General features: G+C 56.7%; 9 protein-coding genes, 2 tRNA genes and 3 rRNA genes. 7 read left to right on the top strand and 7 right to left on the bottom strand.

Annotated features, from left to right (window positions below):
- Nucleotides 1-31: 31 nt before the first annotated feature.
- From mupP to GQA94_RS16695, 4 genes are all read right to left on the bottom strand, one after another.
- On the bottom strand, nucleotides 32-700 hold the full coding sequence (gene mupP, locus GQA94_RS16710; RefSeq protein WP_158189065.1) for an N-acetylmuramic acid 6-phosphate phosphatase MupP: 669 nt from the start codon (nucleotides 698-700) through the stop codon (nucleotides 32-34).
- A complete protein-coding gene (gene ubiG / locus GQA94_RS16705; RefSeq protein WP_158189064.1) occupies nucleotides 700-1,398 on the bottom strand; it encodes a bifunctional 2-polyprenyl-6-hydroxyphenol methylase/3-demethylubiquinol 3-O-methyltransferase UbiG in 699 nt (232 codons plus the stop codon). Before ubiG ends, mupP begins: the two co-directional genes overlap by 1 nt.
- Nucleotides 1,399-1,534: 136 nt before the next feature.
- Nucleotides 1,535-2,866 (bottom strand): TRZ/ATZ family hydrolase, encoded by a 1,332-nt coding sequence (locus GQA94_RS16700; RefSeq protein WP_158189063.1) that lies wholly within the window; start codon nucleotides 2,864-2,866, stop codon nucleotides 1,535-1,537.
- Nucleotides 2,867-3,093: 227 nt separating this feature from the next.
- On the bottom strand, nucleotides 3,094-3,546 hold the full coding sequence (locus tag GQA94_RS16695) for a hypothetical protein (RefSeq protein WP_233270175.1): 453 nt from the start codon (nucleotides 3,544-3,546) through the stop codon (nucleotides 3,094-3,096).
- Between the two features lie 32 nt (nucleotides 3,547-3,578).
- Between GQA94_RS16695 and GQA94_RS16690 the strand changes: the two genes are divergently transcribed.
- The 5 genes from GQA94_RS16690 to rrf all read left to right on the top strand — a co-directional run bounded on the left by GQA94_RS16690 (nucleotide 3,579) and on the right by rrf (nucleotide 8,798).
- A 16S ribosomal RNA gene (locus GQA94_RS16690) occupies nucleotides 3,579-5,114 on the top strand.
- A gap of 91 nt (nucleotides 5,115-5,205) precedes the next feature.
- Nucleotides 5,206-5,282 (top strand) — tRNA-Ile (locus tag GQA94_RS16685).
- 30 nt (nucleotides 5,283-5,312) lie between these two features.
- Nucleotides 5,313-5,388: transfer RNA gene (locus tag GQA94_RS16680), tRNA-Ala, on the top strand.
- Nucleotides 5,389-5,639: 251 nt separating this feature from the next.
- A 23S ribosomal RNA gene (locus tag GQA94_RS16675) occupies nucleotides 5,640-8,528 on the top strand.
- Between the two features lie 154 nt (nucleotides 8,529-8,682).
- Nucleotides 8,683-8,798: ribosomal RNA gene (rrf, locus tag GQA94_RS16670) — 5S ribosomal RNA — on the top strand.
- The 16S, 23S and 5S rRNA genes sit together here with 2 tRNA genes alongside, the layout of an rRNA operon.
- Before the next feature lie 534 nt (nucleotides 8,799-9,332).
- On the opposite strand, the gene queD is transcribed toward rrf, so the two are convergent.
- Nucleotides 9,333-9,689, bottom strand: coding sequence for a 6-carboxytetrahydropterin synthase QueD (gene queD, locus GQA94_RS16665; RefSeq protein WP_158189062.1), 357 nt, complete (start codon nucleotides 9,687-9,689; stop codon nucleotides 9,333-9,335).
- Between the two features lie 186 nt (nucleotides 9,690-9,875).
- Here queD and GQA94_RS16660 point away from each other — a divergent pair, with 186 nt between their 5' ends.
- Both GQA94_RS16660 and GQA94_RS16655 read left to right on the top strand, forming a co-directional pair.
- Complete coding sequence (locus GQA94_RS16660) at nucleotides 9,876-11,192, top strand: Na+/H+ antiporter family protein (RefSeq protein ID WP_158189061.1); 1,317 nt, start codon at nucleotides 9,876-9,878, stop codon at nucleotides 11,190-11,192.
- 135 nt (nucleotides 11,193-11,327) lie between these two features.
- Nucleotides 11,328-12,386: an AI-2E family transporter gene (locus GQA94_RS16655; protein WP_158190143.1), complete on the top strand. Its 1,059-nt coding sequence runs from the start codon at nucleotides 11,328-11,330 to the stop codon at nucleotides 12,384-12,386.
- A gap of 31 nt (nucleotides 12,387-12,417) precedes the next feature.
- Here GQA94_RS16655 and GQA94_RS16650 read toward each other — a convergent pair whose 3' ends face one another.
- Complete coding sequence (locus GQA94_RS16650) at nucleotides 12,418-14,382, bottom strand: PhoX family protein (RefSeq protein ID WP_158190142.1); 1,965 nt, start codon at nucleotides 14,380-14,382, stop codon at nucleotides 12,418-12,420.
- Between the two features lie 181 nt (nucleotides 14,383-14,563).
- Nucleotides 14,564-15,535, bottom strand: coding sequence for a TAXI family TRAP transporter solute-binding subunit (locus GQA94_RS16645; protein WP_158189060.1), 972 nt, complete (start codon nucleotides 15,533-15,535; stop codon nucleotides 14,564-14,566).
- Nucleotides 15,536-15,586 lie beyond the last annotated feature (51 nt).

Below are 15,586 nucleotides of genomic sequence, written 5' to 3'. Positions count from 1 at the left end.
CATTATCGATGGAAACGGGGCTGACCAAGGGTCAGTTCCAGACGGTGCGATCCAGCAATGCCCGTAATTGGAGCGGGTGATCGACGACCGCGTCCGCGCCCCAGGTGTCGGGATCGTCGTCGGGGTGGATATATCCATAACGCACCGCGGCGGTACGGCTACCGGCCGCACGGCCCGATTCGATGTCGCGTAGGTCGTCCCCGACGAACAGGACGGTCGCAGGGTCCAGGTCCAGTTGGCTGCATGCCAACAACATGGGCTCCGGATCGGGCTTGCTTTTGCTGACATGATCGGGGCAGATGAGGACGGCTGAGCGGGAAGCAAGCCCCAGCTGATGCATGATTGGCTCAGCGAAGCGCAACGGCTTGTTAGTGACCACGCCCCAGATCAGGTTGGCTTTTTCGATCTCGGCGAGCAGCTCTTCCATGCCGTCATATAGCCGGCTCTGCACGGCACAATGACGCTGATAGCGGTCCAAAAACTCCAGTCTCAGTACTTCGAATTCGTCGGACAGCGGGTCCACGTCGAACGCGCTCAGCACCATCGCCCGAGCGCCCCCGGAAACGACATCGCGGACCTGCTGATCGGGTACCCGATCGAGGCCGCGAGCCAGACGCATGGCCTGTGCGACGGCGATGAAGTCCGGAGCGGTATCGAGCAGCGTACCGTCCATGTCGAATAACACCGCGCGCAAACGCATCAGGCCTCCCGGATCGTCTGGATCATATAATTCACATCCACATCCGACGATAGCTTGTAATGCTTGCTCAGCGGGTTGTAGGTCAAACCTATGATGTCCTTGACCGCCAGCCCTGCTTCGCGGCTCCAAGCGCCCAATTCCGATGGGCGAATGAACTTGCGGTAGTCATGAGTGCCGCGCGGCAACAGTTGAAGCACATATTCCGCGCCGACAATGGCGAAGGCATAGGCCTTCGGGTTGCGGTTGATCGTCGAGAAGAACACCTGCCCGCCAGGCTTCACCATCGTGTAGCACGCGCGAATGACCGAAGCGGGATCCGGAACGTGCTCGAGCATTTCCAGGCAGGTGACGACATCGAATTGCTCGGCTGACTCGATAGCCAGCGCCTCGGCGGTGATCTGTCGATACTCGACGTTCAAGCCAGATTCGAGCAGATGCAGCCGGGCAACGGACAGGGGGGTTTCGCCCATGTCGATTCCGGTTACCGTGGCGCCGCGCTGGGCCATGGCCTCACTGAGTATTCCACCGCCGCAGCCAACGTCCAGAACGTTCTTACCGGCCAGCGAAACGTGCTCGTCGATCCAGTTCACCCGAAGCGGATTGATCTCGTGTAGGGGCTTGAACTCGCTTTCGCGGTCCCACCAGCGGTGGGCGAGGGCTTCGAATTTGGCGATTTCGGCGTGGTCGACGTTGCTCATGGTCTGTTCCGTTTGAAAGCTTGAGGGAGAAGCTCGAGCGGCGGTGCTCATGTTGCCAGCTTCTGTCAGACGAAGGCGCTCTGGTGGAGTGCTCCGTGTACGTCAAGTTGTCGCAGTGCTGCAAAAAGGGCGCCTCTCAGTTTCTTGCGCCGATCTTCTGTCCCCACTCCCTGGCTGTTGCGACGAGGCGGTCTTCATCCATGCGGGTCAATTGACGGTTATCGACCAGCTGCTTGCCGCCTACCCATACATGGCGTACGCAGTCTCGACCGCTGGCATAAATGAGTTGTGAGACGGGGTCGTAGACGGGCTGTTGTGCGAGGCGCGACAGGTCGAACGCCACCATGTCCGCGAATTTGCCGATTTCCAGCGAACCTGTGTGATCGTCCAGTCCGAGCGCGCGAGCGCCGTTGAGCGTTGCCATGCGCAGCGCACGATGGGCATCGAGCGCGGTGGCCGACCCCGCGACCGCTTTTGCAAGTAGCGCGGCGGTACGGGTCTCGCCCAAAAGGTCGAGATCGTTATTGCTGGCTGCGCCGTCGGTTCCTATGGCGACATTAACGCCCGCTTCCCATAGCCGCTCGACTGGGCAGAAACCGCTGGCCAGTTTCAAATTGGACTCCGGGCAATGAATTACGCTGCTGTTGTGCTCGACCAGCAGGGCGATATCGTCATCATTTATCTGGGTCATGTGAACGGCTTGAAAACGTGGGCCGAGCAGTTGCAGGCGGGCCAGGCGGGCCAGCGGTCGTTCGCCGTGCTTGCTCAGCGCTTCCTCCATTTCATGCGCCGTTTCGTGGACGTGCATATGAATGCCGATATCCATCTCCGCAACCAGTGTGCGAATGTTTTCCAGCGTCCGGTCGGCCACTGAATAGGGTGCATGTGGGCCAAACGCGATACTTAGACGAGGGTGATGCTTGAGGTCGTCGAACAGTGCGACACCTTTTCGAAGCGCCTCATCGGCATCACGTGCGCCGGGAATAGGAAAATCCAGCACGGGAATGGTTATCTGGGCTCGAATCCCGTGCTTGTGGACCAGTTGGCTGACGACTTCCGGGTGGAAATACATATCCGAGAAGCACGTAATGCCGCTTTGCAACTGTTCTGCGATCGCCAATTCGCTTCCGGCCTGTATAAAGGCTTCGTCGACCCATTGGCTCTCCGCCGGCCAGATATGCTCGCGCAGCCAGGTCATCAAGGGTAAATCGTCAGCCAGCCCACGGAACAAGGTCATTGCCGCGTGTCCGTGCGCGTTGATCAGGCCGGGGGCGAGTAGCTGGCCGCTCAGATCGAGCGTTTCTCGGGCAACGTACTTGCTCGCTTCCTCGCGGGACGCGATGAGCACGATGCGGCCGTCACGGACGCCTAGTGCATGATTGGTCAGGACAATCCCGGCTGGCTCGACCGGGACGAGCCAGGTCGGCAGCAATAGAAGATCGAGCGGGTCGGCAGCTGTATGCGGCATGGAAGTCTTCGAACCGAGTCAGAAAGGGCTTCAGTGTAAAGCCTGTCGAGCCTAGATTTGAAGGAATGGCGAAACTCGACTAATAACCTCTATATAAGCGCGCTTGCGAGGCGGGCGAGGCCCCTGTAAAAAATCCGAAAACAAGCGTTGACGTGTGATTCTGAGGGCCTATAATGCGCACCTTCTCCGGCGCAGGGCCTTGGCGAAACCTCTTGAAAATCAAGAAGTTAGCTTAAAATAAGGGCTTGCACGGACGGTGAATTCGAGTAGAATGCGCCGGGCTGGCAGGGCGGTGGTTGAGCGCTGTTGGTGGCTTCGGTCGGGTTGGTCGGAGGCGGTGTAAAGAGGTGGTTGACAGCGGTTTCAGACGCTGTATGATTCGCCTCCCGCTGACGAGAGACGCAGGTTGATCGGAAGCGCAAGCGGTTGAGAAGAAAGAAAAACTTCTTCAAAAACAGCTTGACGAGAAACAAGGCTGCTGTAGAATGCGCGGCCTCGGTTGAGACGAAAGACTTGATCGAAACGCTCTTTAACAACTGAATCAAGCAATTCGTGTGGGTGCTTGTGAGGTAAGACTGATAGTCAGCAAGATTATCAGCATCACAAATACTCAACGAGAAATCATTGAGTGACTTTTTGAAAGAGCGATCTTTCGAAGAGATTTGCGATTGCTGAGCCAAGTTTAGGGTTTTCTCAAAACCCAAGCAGTATTGAACTGAAGAGTTTGATCATGGCTCAGATTGAACGCTGGCGGCAGGCCTAACACATGCAAGTCGAGCGGACGAAGGGAGCTTGCTCCCGGATTCAGCGGCGGACGGGTGAGTAATGCCTAGGAATCTGCCTGGTAGTGGGGGACAACGTTTCGAAAGGAACGCTAATACCGCATACGTCCTACGGGAGAAAGCAGGGGACCTTCGGGCCTTGCGCTATCAGATGAGCCTAGGTCGGATTAGCTAGTTGGTGAGGTAATGGCTCACCAAGGCGACGATCCGTAACTGGTCTGAGAGGATGATCAGTCACACTGGAACTGAGACACGGTCCAGACTCCTACGGGAGGCAGCAGTGGGGAATATTGGACAATGGGCGAAAGCCTGATCCAGCCATGCCGCGTGTGTGAAGAAGGTCTTCGGATTGTAAAGCACTTTAAGTTGGGAGGAAGGGCAGTAAGCTAATACCTTGCTGTTTTGACGTTACCGACAGAATAAGCACCGGCTAACTTCGTGCCAGCAGCCGCGGTAATACGAAGGGTGCAAGCGTTAATCGGAATTACTGGGCGTAAAGCGCGCGTAGGTGGTTTGTTAAGTTGAATGTGAAAGCCCCGGGCTCAACCTGGGAACTGCATCCAAAACTGGCAAGCTAGAGTATGGCAGAGGTGGTGGAATTTCCTGTGTAGCGGTGAAATGCGTAGATATAGGAAGGAACACCAGTGGCGAAGGCGACCACCTGGGCTAATACTGACACTGAGGTGCGAAAGCGTGGGGAGCAAACAGGATTAGATACCCTGGTAGTCCACGCCGTAAACGATGTCGACTAGCCGTTGGGATCCTTGAGATCTTAGTGGCGCAGCTAACGCATTAAGTCGACCGCCTGGGGAGTACGGCCGCAAGGTTAAAACTCAAATGAATTGACGGGGGCCCGCACAAGCGGTGGAGCATGTGGTTTAATTCGAAGCAACGCGAAGAACCTTACCAGGCCTTGACATGCAGAGAACTTTCCAGAGATGGATTGGTGCCTTCGGGAACTCTGACACAGGTGCTGCATGGCTGTCGTCAGCTCGTGTCGTGAGATGTTGGGTTAAGTCCCGTAACGAGCGCAACCCTTGTCCTTAGTTACCAGCACGTGATGGTGGGCACTCTAAGGAGACTGCCGGTGACAAACCGGAGGAAGGTGGGGATGACGTCAAGTCATCATGGCCCTTACGGCCTGGGCTACACACGTGCTACAATGGTCGGTACAAAGGGTTGCCAAGCCGCGAGGTGGAGCTAATCCCATAAAACCGATCGTAGTCCGGATCGCAGTCTGCAACTCGACTGCGTGAAGTCGGAATCGCTAGTAATCGTGAATCAGAATGTCACGGTGAATACGTTCCCGGGCCTTGTACACACCGCCCGTCACACCATGGGAGTGGGTTGCTCCAGAAGTAGCTAGTCTAACCTTCGGGGGGACGGTTACCACGGAGTGATTCATGACTGGGGTGAAGTCGTAACAAGGTAGCCGTAGGGGAACCTGCGGCTGGATCACCTCCTTAATCGAAGACATCGGCTTCTTCATAAGTTCCCACACGAATTGCTTGATTCACTAGCGAAAAGCGATTGGGTTTCGACCCGAGAGAGACGATTGGGTCTGTAGCTCAGTTGGTTAGAGCGCACCCCTGATAAGGGTGAGGTCGGCAGTTCGAATCTGCCCAGACCCACCAATTGTCATGGGATGTGGCCGATCTGTAGATGGGGCCATAGCTCAGCTGGGAGAGCGCCTGCTTTGCACGCAGGAGGTCAGCGGTTCGATCCCGCTTGGCTCCACCATTACCTCGAAAATCGCTGAAAGCGCAGAAATGAATCCGTTCCGGATGGAGCGTATTGATTTCTGGTCTTTGCGCCAGAACTGTTCTTTAAAAATTTGGGTATGTGATAGAAGTAGATTTGGGTAATTACTTTCACTGGTGATTATTCAAGTCAAGGTAAAATTTGCGAGATGCTCTTAGGAGCAAAATGCGGATTTTCGGCGAATGTCGTCTTCACGTTATAGACAGTAACCAGATTGCTTGGGGTTATATGGTCAAGTGAAGAAGCGCATACGGTGGATGCCTTGGCAGTCAGAGGCGATGAAAGACGTGGTAGCCTGCGAAAAGCTTCGGGGAGTCGGCAAACAGACTGTGATCCGGAGATGTCTGAATGGGGGAACCCAGCCATCATAAGATGGTTATCACACACTGAATACATAGGTGTGTGAGGCGAACCAGGGGAACTGAAACATCTAAGTACCCTGAGGAAAAGAAATCAACCGAGATTCCCTTAGTAGTGGCGAGCGAACGGGGACTAGCCCTTAAGCTTCTTTGATTTTAGCGGAACGCTCTGGAAAGTGCGGCCATAGTGGGTGATAGCCCTGTACGCGAAAGGATCTTAGAAGTGAAATCGAGTAGGACGGAGCACGAGAAACTTTGTCTGAATATGGGGGACCATCCTCCAAGGCTAAATACTACTGACTGACCGATAGTGAACCAGTACCGTGAGGGAAAGGCGAAAAGAACCCGGAGAGGGGAGTGAAATAGAACCTGAAACCGTATGCGTACAAGCAGTGGGAGCCTACTTTGTTAGGTGACTGCGTACCTTTTGTATAATGGGTCAGCGACTTATTTTCAGTGGCGAGCTTAACCGAATAGGGGAGGCGTAGCGAAAGCGAGTCTTAATAGGGCGTCTAGTCGCTGGGAATAGACCCGAAACCGGGCGATCTATCCATGGGCAGGTTGAAGGTTGGGTAACACTAACTGGAGGACCGAACCGACTACCGTTGAAAAGTTAGCGGATGACCTGTGGATCGGAGTGAAAGGCTAATCAAGCTCGGAGATAGCTGGTTCTCCTCGAAAGCTATTTAGGTAGCGCCTCGTGTATCACTGCTGGGGGTAGAGCACTGTTTCGGCTAGGGGTCATCCCGACTTACCAAACCGATGCAAACTCCGAATACCAGCAAGTGTCAGCACGGGAGACACACGGCGGGTGCTAACGTCCGTCGTGAAAAGGGAAACAACCCAGACCGTCAGCTAAGGTCCCAAAATCCTGGTTAAGTGGGAAACGATGTGGGAAGGCTCAGACAGCTAGGAGGTTGGCTTAGAAGCAGCCACCCTTTAAAGAAAGCGTAATAGCTCACTAGTCGAGTCGGCCTGCGCGGAAGATGTAACGGGGCTCAAACCAGGTACCGAAGCTACGGGTTCAACGCAAGTTGAGCGGTAGAGGAGCGTTCTGTAAGCCTGTGAAGGTGAGTTGAGAAGCTTGCTGGAGGTATCAGAAGTGCGAATGCTGACATGAGTAACGACAATGCGAGTGAAAAACTCGCACGCCGAAAGACCAAGGGTTCCTGCGCAACGTTAATCGACGCAGGGTGAGTCGGTCCCTAAGGCGAGGCTGAAGAGCGTAGTCGATGGGAAACGGGTTAATATTCCCGTACTTCTAGTTACTGCGATGGGGGACGGAGAAGGCTAGGCCAGCTTGGCGTTGGTTGTCCAAGTTTAAGGTGGTAGGCAGAGATCTTAGGTAAATCCGGGGTCTTAATGCCGAGAACTGATGACGATCCTTCTTTTAGAAGGAGAAGTGGTTGATGCCATGCTTCCAGGAAAAGCCTCTAAGCTTCAGGTAACTAGGAACCGTACCCCAAACCGACACAGGTGGTTGGGTAGAGAATACCAAGGCGCTTGAGAGAACTCGGGTGAAGGAACTAGGCAAAATGGCACCGTAACTTCGGGAGAAGGTGCGCCGGTGAGGGTGAAGGGTTTACCCCGTAAGCTCATGCCGGTCGAAGATACCAGGCCGCTGCGACTGTTTATTAAAAACACAGCACTCTGCAAACACGAAAGTGGACGTATAGGGTGTGACGCCTGCCCGGTGCCGGAAGGTTAATTGATGGGGTTAGCGCAAGCGAAGCTCTTGATCGAAGCCCCGGTAAACGGCGGCCGTAACTATAACGGTCCTAAGGTAGCGAAATTCCTTGTCGGGTAAGTTCCGACCTGCACGAATGGCGTAACGATGGCGGCGCTGTCTCCACCCGAGACTCAGTGAAATTGAAATCGCTGTGAAGATGCAGTGTATCCGCGGCTAGACGGAAAGACCCCGTGAACCTTTACTATAGCTTTGCACTGGACTTTGAATTTGCTTGTGTAGGATAGGTGGGAGGCTTTGAAGCGTGGACGCCAGTTCGCGTGGAGCCAACCTTGAAATACCACCCTGGCAACTTTGAGGTTCTAACTCTGGTCCGTTATCCGGATCGAGGACAGTGTATGGTGGGTAGTTTGACTGGGGCGGTCTCCTCCTAAAGAGTAACGGAGGAGTACGAAGGTGCGCTCAGACCGGTCGGAAATCGGTCGTAGAGTATAAAGGCAAAAGCGCGCTTGACTGCGAGACAGACACGTCGAGCAGGTACGAAAGTAGGTCTTAGTGATCCGGTGGTTCTGTATGGAAGGGCCATCGCTCAACGGATAAAAGGTACTCCGGGGATAACAGGCTGATACCGCCCAAGAGTTCATATCGACGGCGGTGTTTGGCACCTCGATGTCGGCTCATCACATCCTGGGGCTGAAGCCGGTCCCAAGGGTATGGCTGTTCGCCATTTAAAGTGGTACGCCGAGCTGGGTTTAGAACGTCGTGAGACAGTTCGGTCCCTATCTGCCGTGGACGTTTGAGATTTGAGAGGGGCTGCTCCTAGTACGAGAGGACCGGAGTGGACGAACCTCTGGTGTTTCCGGTTGTCACGCCAGTGGCATTGCCGGGTAGCTATGTTCGGAAGAGATAACCGCTGAAAGCATCTAAGCGGGAAACTTGCCTCAAGATGAGATCTCACTGGAGCCTTGAGCTCCCTGAAGGGCCGTCGAAGACTACGACGTTGATAGGTGGGGTGTGTAAGCGCTGTGAGGCGTTGAGCTAACCCATACTAATTGCCCGTGAGGCTTGACCATATAACACCCAAACAATTTGATGTTTGCGTGTCAGACGGTTGAAGTCGACAAACAAACCGAAAAGACGCATCGCTCGCAAGCGATACCGAAACAGCGACACCATCACATACCTGATTAGGGGACGCGACTGAACACCGAGTCCCCAACCGAATTGCTTGACGACCATAGAGCGTTGGAACCACCTGATCCCATCCCGAACTCAGAAGTGAAACGACGCATCGCCGATGGTAGTGTGGGGTCTCCCCATGTGAGAGTAGGTCATCGTCAAGCTTAAATCCCAAACCCCCGGTCCTCGAAAGAGGTCCGGGGGTTTGTCTTTGCGCGACGGAAAACCCCGGCGCTGCAGCGCGAGACTGTCGTCGTCCGCTGACGTTGCCATCAAGGCCGTCCGCTGATGTTCAAGCCAAGGCCCCGCGGTAAAGATCAAGAACCCAGGCCGGTCGACGGTCACCCTGGCTCACTGGCCGTCAAGCCCGTAGCGCCCTGCAGGTGTCATCGCCTATTAGGCGCTCTGACATCCCGGCGCATACTGCGGGCTGGCTGTGCGGGGTTTGAAGGCGCTTGAATGCCGTTCCGTGTCTGGCACAGCTGGATACAGATAGCGCTAGCGCTCTGCTGGCTTGCCGCCTGGGCGCATAATTGGGAAGAGCGGGGCAATGAACAGTTCGCAACAGGAGCGGCAGCGTTCGTTGGCCACCCCGGGCCAGCCAGCGGTTTCATAGCGGCGGTCGCTGAACTACAAGGCGGGGTACGACGAGGTGCAATCAATAAGCGGTGCTTCAAACCCGCGCCAGGCAGGCGTGTTCAGCTGCCTCTGTATTCGCACCCGCTTGTGCAGGTTTCATGGATGCGAATGCGGGAAAGTTCAGGCATCAGCGGTTTCAATTCCCGCCAGATCCACTTCGCCAGATTTTCGCTAGTGGGATTTTCCAGTCCCGGTAGATCGTTCAGGTAATTGTGATCGAGTCGTTCGTAGATCGGCTGGAACGCTTGTTTGATTTCGCCGAAATCTCGAATCCAGCCCGTGTAGGCATCGACTTCACCTTCCAGATAGATCGCGACCCGGAAAGAGTGGCCGTGCAGGCGCCCGCATTTATGGCCTTCCGGAACATGCGGCAACCGGTGCGCGGACTCGAACGTAAACTCTTTGAATATTTCCACTGATTGATCTCAACGTAAGACTGCGGCTCATCTTACCGTTCCGGCACCAGGGGTCACAGTTGAATCGCGCATTTAATAACGCATCGCAAATGTGCCAAGACGAGTTCCCATGGCTTTTGACACTCTTGGAGCCTTGGTGCAAAGTGACCGGCTTTTTATCGGCGTATGCCACTTCGAGGAGTTGAAATGAATGCAGTAGTGGCGGCGGTCGGCATTATGCTGATTCTTAGCCTGTGTAGGGTCCATGTCGTCGTGGCATTGATTGCAGGCGCTATTGCCGGCGGCGTATTGGGTGGATTGGGACTCGAAGGCAGTCTTGCGGCCTTCAACAAAGGCTTGGGCGGGGGTGCGACGGTTGCGCTTTCGTACGCCTTGCTTGGCGCATTCGCTGTGGCGATTGGCAAGAGCGGCCTGGCTCACGCGCTAGCCGATCGCGCGCTGATGATGGTGGGTAAGCGCGAATCGCAATCGGCTCGGTCATTGAAGTGGATAATGATCGGGCTGCTACTCGTCGTCGCGGTGTCGTCGCAGAATATTCTTCCTATTCATATCGCGTTTATTCCTTTGCTGGTTCCGCCGTTGTTGTACGTGCTGAGCAAGTTGCAGATCGACCGACGCCTGATTGCCTGTGTTCTGGCTTTCGGTTTGATTACGCCCTACATGTTTCTGCCGGTTGGTTTCGGCAGCATCTTTCTGAACGAAATCCTTCTTGCGAACGTGGCCAAGAGCGGGGCTGATATCGCTGGAATAAACGTAAGCCAGGCCATGTTGATTCCAGCCCTGGGGATGGGCGCGGGTCTGCTGATAGCAATGTTCACCTATCGCAAGCCGCGTGTGTACGACTTGGCCAAGGTCGACCAATCGAAAGCCATCAGCGTCAGCTACAGCCCCCTGACCTTGGTGGTTGCGGCATTGGCCGTGGCGGCGGCGTTCGTTGTGCAACTCTGGTTGGACTCGATGATCATCGGAGCGCTGATCGGCTTCGTCATCTTCTCCGTTTCGGGCGTGGTTCGCTGGAAGGAGGCCGATGACCTGTTCACCGAAGGCATGAAGATGATGGCGATGATCGGTTTCATCATGATTGCCGCTGCGGGCTTCGCAGAGGTCATGCGCGAGACGGGCGAAGTGAAAACCCTCGTCGACACCTCTGCGCAATGGATCGGGAACAGCAAGGCTATCGGAGCCTTGATCATGCTGTTGGTGGGATTGCTGGTCACCATCGGCATCGGTTCTTCCTTTTCCACCGTTCCGATCATCGCGGCGATTTTCGTTCCGCTTGGATTGGAGCTCGGTTTCAGCCCGCTGGCGATCGTCAGCCTCGTAGGGACCGCAGGTGCGCTGGGAGATGCAGGCTCACCTGCTTCGGATTCGACCCTGGGACCAACTGCCGGGCTGAACGCGGACGGCCAGCACAACCATATCTGGGATACGGTGGTGCCGACATTTCTGCATTACAACCTTCCTCTTCTCGCGTTTGGCTGGGTTGCAGCCATGACGCTTTGATGAGGTGAACCTGACGCAATGACCGGGCGCCGTCGCAAGGACGGTGCCCTTTCTGATTCACTTCGTTCCCGCCGGACCAGCACTCCTAACGGCAATCGCTGACTAACCTTTACAGCCGCAGCGATAGGAATGTAGATCGTGAACTCGACCCTTGAGCAAAAAGTGTTTCTTGCTCTGTTGCTTGTCGTAACCATTGCTTTTGGCTGGATACTTTTCCCGTTCTACGGGGCCGTGTTCTGGGCGGTTATCCTGGCCATCATCTTTTCACCACTGCAACGCCGACTGTATCAACGCTTGGGCAACAGGCGAAACCTGACCGCCCTGGTTACGCTATTGGTGTGCCTGGTTGTCGCTGTATTGCCGGTCATACTGATCACTGGCCTGCTGGTCCAGGAAGGCACATCGCTCTATAAGCAGATCGAAAGCGGAGAGCTCGACATCGGCAGCCTGGTGGGGGGCGCGAAAGAGCTGTTGCCGGCGTCGGTGGAGATGCAACTGCAGCGGTTCGGTCTAGGGAATGTCGATCAGGTGCGCGAGCGCCTAGCAAGTGGGGCGCTGGAGGGAAGCCAGTTCCTGGCCACCAAGGCATTCAGCTTTGGCCAGGGAACCTTCCAGTTCCTGGTCAGCTTTTTCGTCATGCTCTATTTGCTGTTTTTCTTCATTCGAGACGGAAGAGAGCTGGTCGCGCGGATCAGGCGTGCCCTGCCGCTCAGCGACAATCAGAAGCGCAGGCTGTTCAGCAAATTCACCCGTGTGGTCAGAGCGACCGTGAAGGGCAACATCGTGGTAGCTGCCACCCAGGGATTTCTCGGCGGGGTGATCTTCGCCATTCTGGGCATCCCTGCGGCATTGCTCTGGGGCGTGTTGATGGCCTTCCTGTCGTTGCTCCCCGCCGTCGGAGCAGGATTGATATGGACGCCAGTCGCCATCTACTTCCTGATGAAGGGGATGGTGCTGCAGAGTGTCATTCTTACGCTTTACGGAATTTTGGTGATCGGGCTGGTCGACAATATCCTGAGGCCCATTCTTGTCGGGAAGGACACCAAGATGCCGGACTATCTGGTGTTGATTTCGACGTTGGGCGGGCTCGCCCTGTTTGGGCTGAATGGCTTCGTGATCGGTCCGCTCATTGCCGCCCTGTTCATCTCCACATGGGGCTTGTTCACGACGCCGGAAGGCAAGTCTTCGGTTTAGTCGCGCCCGGGCATGCCGGGCGCGATTAGGGTCAGAGCACGCGTCCGCCATCGTCGCGGCTGATGATGACCGTGGCGGAGCGCGGCCTGCGACCCGGTCCGTCGGGCCAGGTGCTGGTGTACTCGGTGGCGCTCGAGCCTTCACCTGGGTGTTGGATATTGACGAACAGCGTGCGGAAGTCCGGTGTCGCCGTGATGCCTGTCACTTCGGCACCTTGCGGTCCCACCAGGAATCGTTTGGTTTCGCCGGTTCTGGGGTCCGACACCAACATTTGATTGTTACCAAAGGGGCCGGAGCTCAATTGGCTGCCGCTCATGTCGGTCTGGATCCACAGGCGGCCTTCGGCGTCGAACCAGAGTCCGTCCGGGCTTGCCAGTATGTTTTCATCGTTCAATGGCTTGCCGCGCGGGTCGCGGCTGTCACCCTCTGGCCCCGCGAGCAGGTAAAGGTCCCAGTTGAATCGCGTGCCCGCATGGTTCCGTCCAGCTTCGCGCCAACGGATGATATGACCGTAGAGGTTCGGCGCACGAGGATTTGCCGCATCGGCGTCCTGCCGAGCGCTGTTGTTGGTCAGGGTAAAATAGACCTCGCCCGTGTCCGGGTGCACCGCCCCCCATTCCGGGCGATCCATCTTCGTGGCTCCGACCACGTCCGCCGCGATCCGGGTATTGACCATCACGTCGCCCTGATCGACGAAGTCGACACCCGCAGTGGCACACGCCTGCTGAAAGCCGGCATCGTCGATATCCAGCGCGAGCCAGTTACCGCTGCCGTCCGGGTTGAAACGGGCTACATACAGGGTGCCTTCGTCGAGGAGGCTCCCATCGCTGCGTTGCGGGCGGTATTTGTCGCGGCTGACATACTTATAGATGTACTCGTTCTGCGAGTCGTCCCCGGAATAGCAGACGACCGGCCAACCCGGTTTGACGGGTGCGAACACCAGGCCTTCATGAGCAAAACGGCCCAATGCCGTGTGCTTCACCGGCGTGGCGTCGGGGTCGAACGGATCGATTTCCACGATCCAGCCGAAGGTGTTGGGCTCGTTGCGATAGTCGGCCCGGGCGTCTTCGGCGGTTTGCGTTGCATCGAAGCGCTGGAACTCGTCGCCCTGAACCGTTTCCCAGCCGTAACGGCTCGTCGAGCGGACGCCGTAGCGCTGCAAGTGACGAGGAAGTTCGGCGTCCCGACTGCTGAAATAGCCGGCCCAGTTTTCCTCGCAGGTCAGATAGGTCCCCCAGGGCGTATGACCATTGGCGCAATTATTCAGGGTTCCGCGAGCCGAAGTGCCGCTCGGGCTGTAGCGCGTCTTCATCAAATCATGGCCGCGTGCGGGCCCTTCGATCCGCATCGGGGTTGCGCCGGTGATGCGTCGATTGCGGGCTGATGGCAACACTGCCCAATCGCCGCGAACATTACGGCGGATTTCCACGATAGATACGCCATGGGCATTGATCTCCTTGCGGACTTCATCGGCATCGACGCGTTTGCCATTCACGACCGTTGGCCCGTTGCGATGCAGCAGCGGTGCGTCGATGTACTCATGATTGAGCGCGAGCATGCCATGGTCGCTCTTGCGTCCCTTGAATTTCGCATCGATGGGAAAGAAGTGCATGCCATCGTGGTGCATGCCAGTTTGCTGGGCCTGATCATGAGCACTGTTGCTGGCATCTTCGAGGTACGCCGGATAACTTCCGCAAATAGGCGTTCCCCAGGCGATGAAGGCTTTCGCCGTATAGCCGGCCGGTACCGTGACGGTGTCGGCCCTGGTGACGCTTACCGCGCCAAACGGAAGCCGGCTACGCCGTTGAAAGGGCAGTCCAGCGCCCACGCTGGCGGGTTCGGCAGTGCCGGCCATAGCGGGCAAGCCACCGAGGAAGGCAAGCGCGCCCAGCGCCGCGCCGCCAGCCAGGACTTTGCGTCGCCCTGCATCGACCACGTCCTGGATATGAGCGTTGGCGGAACGGTTGCTCGGCGGTTCGTCGCCGTTGCCGAACATGATGGTGTGATTATCGTCAGTCACGACGCAGCTCCATGGGTAATCGACGGAACTGTGACGCTAGGGGCAATGTGCGACAGCTTAATGACAGCTCGATCGACCGCCGACAAGCGGTTCGCTTGATCGGTGCGAGCCAAGCCGTTTGCCAATGCGCCGCCCGGTTGGGGGCGGCGAAACGGACTTACAGCCAGCCTTTTTCCTTGTAGAACCGTTCGGCCCCTTCATGCAAGGGTGCGGTGAGGCCGACACGGATCATGTCCTTGGCTTCCAGATCGGCAAATGCCGGATGCAGGCGTTTGAAGCGATCAAGGTTGTCGAACACCGCTTTGACCAGCTGATACACCACCTCTGGCTCTGTGTCTGCCGTCGTCGCCAGCACCGCTTTGCCGCCGATCGAGGGCACCGTTGCCTCTACGCCGGGGTATAGGCCAGCGGGAATTGCGGCCGCGGTGTAGTAATCGGCTCCTTGCAGGAAGGTTTCGATCTCCGGCCCGCTGACGGGAATCAGCCGGGCTTCGACATTGGTCAACGCCTCCTGTATCGCCCCGCTGGGATGGCCGACGACGTAGGTGATCACATCGAGGTTGTTGTCGCCAAGCGCCGAGGCCATTTCTGCTGGCTTGAGTTCTCCGGCAAGAGCGAAGTCGGCATGGGTCCAGCCCTTGGCCTTCATCACCTCATCGAAGGTGTCCCGGCTGCCGGAGCCCGGCACACCGACGTTCACTCGCTTGCCCTTGAGGTCATCGAACGACTCGATACCGCTGTCGCTTCGGGCGACGACGGTGAGAATCTCGGTTTGTAACGAAAAAACGGCGCGAAGTTTTTCGATCGGGCCGTCCTTGTCGAAGGGGGCAAGACCGTTCAACGCCTTGTGCTGGTGATCGGACTGGATGAAGCCGAATTCGTATTCGCCGTTTTGCAGCGAGACGATGTTGGTCACGCTGCCGGCGGTGGAGGGTGCGTTGCATTTGATTGCCGGCTGTACCTCGGCGCGGTTGAGAAAGCGGCACACCGATTGTCCCGCCGTGTAATAGACGCCGGTCTGGCCGCCGGTACCGATGGTGACGAAGCGCTCCTGGGCCATTCCGGTGTTCACGCCTAGCGAGCCGGCCAGCATGCAGCTCAACAGACCGATACGGATATTCTGGTTCATCGTGATTCCCTCTTATGTTTCTTGTCGGTTGGGTTATTCATCGTTTTGTCG

Origin of the sequence: Stutzerimonas stutzeri (genome assembly GCF_009789555.1) — a bacterium.
Lineage (GTDB): Bacteria > Pseudomonadota > Gammaproteobacteria > Pseudomonadales > Pseudomonadaceae > Stutzerimonas > Stutzerimonas stutzeri_R.
Note: the sequence above shows the minus strand (reverse complement) of the source record. Positions and strands in the feature narration are given on the sequence as shown.

Coding starts and splice junctions, on each gene's coding strand:
- mupP (WP_158189065.1), bottom strand. CDS start 700: ATGCGTTTGCGCGCGGTGTTATTCGACATGGACGGTACGCTGCTCGAT.
- ubiG (WP_158189064.1), bottom strand. CDS start 1,398: ATGAGCAACGTCGACCACGCCGAAATCGCCAAATTCGAAGCCCTCGCC.
- GQA94_RS16700 (WP_158189063.1), bottom strand. CDS start 2,866: ATGCCGCATACAGCTGCCGACCCGCTCGATCTTCTATTGCTGCCGACC.
- GQA94_RS16660 (WP_158189061.1), top strand. CDS start 9,876: ATGAATGCAGTAGTGGCGGCGGTCGGCATTATGCTGATTCTTAGCCTG.
- GQA94_RS16650 (WP_158190142.1), bottom strand. CDS start 14,382: ATGTTCGGCAACGGCGACGAACCGCCGAGCAACCGTTCCGCCAACGCT.
- GQA94_RS16645 (WP_158189060.1), bottom strand. CDS start 15,535: ATGAACCAGAATATCCGTATCGGTCTGTTGAGCTGCATGCTGGCCGGC.